The organism is Streptomyces sp. NPDC057654 (assembly GCF_042800135.1).
Taxonomy (GTDB): Bacteria; Actinomycetota; Actinomycetes; order Streptomycetales; family Streptomycetaceae; genus Streptomyces.
The window spans coordinates 1-2,489 of the sequence record NZ_JBHVHQ010000293.1 but is presented as its reverse complement, the minus strand read 5'-3'; the positions used below and the strand labels follow the sequence as shown (position 1 = coordinate 2,489).

Genomic DNA, 2,489 nt, shown 5'->3' with positions numbered 1-2,489 from the left:
GCGGCGCTGCGAGGAGGCCTCGCTGCGCTTCGGGGTCGGGCGGCCCTTGGGCGCCTGCGGGTCACGGGGCTGCTGGGGCTGGTCCGCGGTCACCTTGGTGGCGGCGGCCTGCTCATCCTTCGAACGGCTTCGGAACACAAAACCCAAGGGTACGTGGTGCGGATGCGTGAGCCCCAGCCCCGAGGGGAACGATCCGGCAACGGGCGTCCGCGCCCCGCTCCGCCGGGACCGGCCCCTCAAAGAGGGTGAAACGGCGCTTTTCCCGCCGTTCTCCCCGCCCTCACCTCGCCCTTTCCGGTCATTTCGCACCCTCCCTGACGCCCACCTACTCCTTGGGCCGGAGAGCGGCGACCTTGTGATCGTCCTGTAGGAGGAGCGCATCCGGGGCTGAACAGTGCGGTAATGGATGCAGGGCCCGTACTGTGGGGTCTTGATAGATGCTGGAGTCCGTAGTCCGTCAGAAGGGGGCGCGCGAGGCCCATGAGCGGTGTCATGAAGCGTATGGGGATGATTTTCCGCGCCAAGGCCAACAAGGCCCTGGACCGGGCCGAGGATCCGCGCGAGACCCTCGATTACTCCTACCAGAAGCAGCTGGAGCTGTTGCAGAAGGTGCGCCGCGGCGTCGCCGACGTGGCGACCTCCCGCAAGCGCCTGGAATTGCAGCTCAACCAGTTGCAGGGTCAGTCCTCCAAGCTGGAGGACCAGGGCCGCAAGGCCCTCGCGCTGGGTCGCGAGGACCTGGCGCGCGAGGCGCTGTCGCGCCGCGCCGCATTGCAGCAGCAGGTCACCGACCTGGAGACGCAGCACACCACGCTGCAAGGCGAGGAGGAGAAGCTCACCCTCGCCGCCCAGCGGCTCCAGGCCAAGGTCGACGCCTTCCGCACGAAGAAGGAGACCATCAAGGCCACGTACACCGCGGCCCAGGCCCAGACCCGCATCGGGGAGGCGTTCTCCGGCATCTCCGAGGAGATGGGCGACGTCGGCATGGCCATCCAGCGGGCCGAGGACAAGACCCAGCAGATGCAGGCCCGCGCCGGCGCCATCGACGAGCTGCTCGCCTCCGGCGCGCTCGACGACCCGACCGGCACCGCCAAGGACGACATCACCGCGGAGCTGGACCGCCTCTCCGGCGGCACCGACGTGGAGCTGGAGCTCCAGCGGATGAAGGCCGAGCTGGCGGGCGGCAGCGGCGCCGGCAAGCAGGCCATCGAGGGGGGAGCAGGAGGAGCAGGAGCGACCGGCGGCGCCGGGCAGGGCCAGTCGGCCCAGCCGCAGGACGCGCCGCGCTTCGACAAGCAGTAGCCGGGATAAGCCTCTTCGAGATCCTCCGAGCGCTGAACAAGGGAGACCGTCGTGATCGTACGGATCATGGGGGAGGGGCAGGTGCAGCTGGCCGACAGCCACTTCACCGAGTTGAACAAGCTGGACGACGAGCTGCTTGAGGAGATCGAGAGCGGCGACGAGGAAGGCTTCCGGCGGACCCTCTCCGCCCTGCTCGACGCGGTGCGGCGGCTCGGCTCGCCGCTCCCCGACGACGCCCTGGAACCGTCCGAGCTGATCCTCCCCGCCGAGGACGCCTCCCTGGACGAGGTCCGTCAGATGCTCAGCGACGACGGCCTCATCCCGGGCTGACGTCCGGCCACGCGTCCGCGCCCGTACGGGACGCGGCCCGCGGCCATGCCGCACGGCTGCGCAAGAAGACTCCAGCACCGCCCGCGCCCCCGCCCTCGCCGAGGGACGGGGGCGCGCGTGGTACGGGCCCCGGCGCGGCACCCCGTACTTCGGCACCCCGTACTTTGGAACCCGTGACCCCCCTCACCACGGCCCCGTGGCTCTGCCGGGCCCGCCAGTGGCTGAGAGCGCACCCGCTGGCCGCCGACGCCCTGCTGGCCGCCCTCGTCCTCGCCACCGCCCTGCTCGGCACGGCCGCCGGACCGCACGCCCGGCGCTTCCCGCTGAGCATCGTGTTCGTGCTGTTCACCACCCTCGCCTGCGGCACGTTGGTGCTGCGCCGCCGCGCCCCGCGCGCCGTGCTCGCCGCGACCGTCCTGCTGACGGTGATCGAGGTCGTCGTCACCCGGCACGACAAGCCGTACGGCCAGGTGACCGTGGCCGTCGTCATCGCGCTCTACACGGTGGCCTCCGGCATGGGCCGCACCGTCGCCTGGCGGATCGCGGCCCTCGCCGTCGGCGTCCTGACCGCCGCCGTCATGGCCTTCGGCGCCCGCCCCTGGTACGCGCAGGAGAACTTCGGCGTCTTCGCCTGGACCGCGCTGGCCGCCGCCGCGGGCGACGCCGTGCGCAGCCGCCGCGCCTTCGTCGCCGAGATCCAGGAGCGCGCCGTACGGGCCGAGCGGACCCGCGACGAGGAGGCCCGCCGCCGGGTCGCCGAGGAACGGCTGCGCATCGCCCGCGAACTCCACGACGTCGTCGCCCACCACATCGCGCTCGTCAACGTCCAGGCCGGGGTGGCCTCGCACGTCATGGAC

The 2,489-nt window shown here is 71.8% G+C and carries 3 protein-coding genes and 1 pseudogene; 3 read left to right on the top strand and 1 reads right to left on the bottom strand.

All coding sequences use genetic code 11. The annotated features are described in order from the left end of the window. Positions 1-177, bottom strand: a pseudogene (locus tag ACFU99_RS21585) (DUF3043 domain-containing protein); the annotation flags it as partial. A gap of 303 nt (positions 178-480) precedes the next feature. On the opposite strand from ACFU99_RS21585, the gene ACFU99_RS21580 reads away from it, so the two are divergent. The 3 genes from ACFU99_RS21580 to ACFU99_RS21570 form a co-directional block, all read left to right on the top strand. Further along, positions 481-1,302, top strand: a complete 822-nt coding sequence (locus tag ACFU99_RS21580; protein ID WP_384394368.1) for a PspA/IM30 family protein — start codon at positions 481-483, stop codon at positions 1,300-1,302. 51 nt (positions 1,303-1,353) lie between these two features. Next, positions 1,354-1,632 carry a hypothetical protein gene (locus ACFU99_RS21575; protein ID WP_384394366.1) on the top strand — a complete coding sequence of 93 codons (279 nt, stop codon included), beginning with the start codon at positions 1,354-1,356 and terminating at the stop codon, positions 1,630-1,632. Between the two features lie 173 nt (positions 1,633-1,805). Then, positions 1,806-2,489 (top strand): histidine kinase (locus ACFU99_RS21570; protein WP_384394364.1); only part of this gene is annotated, 684 nt, incomplete at its 3' end.

Bases quoted from the DNA above. Each gene is read 5' to 3' on its own strand.
- ACFU99_RS21580 (WP_384394368.1), top strand. From the start codon at position 481: ATGAGCGGTGTCATGAAGCGTATGGGGATGATTTTCCGCGCCAAGGCC.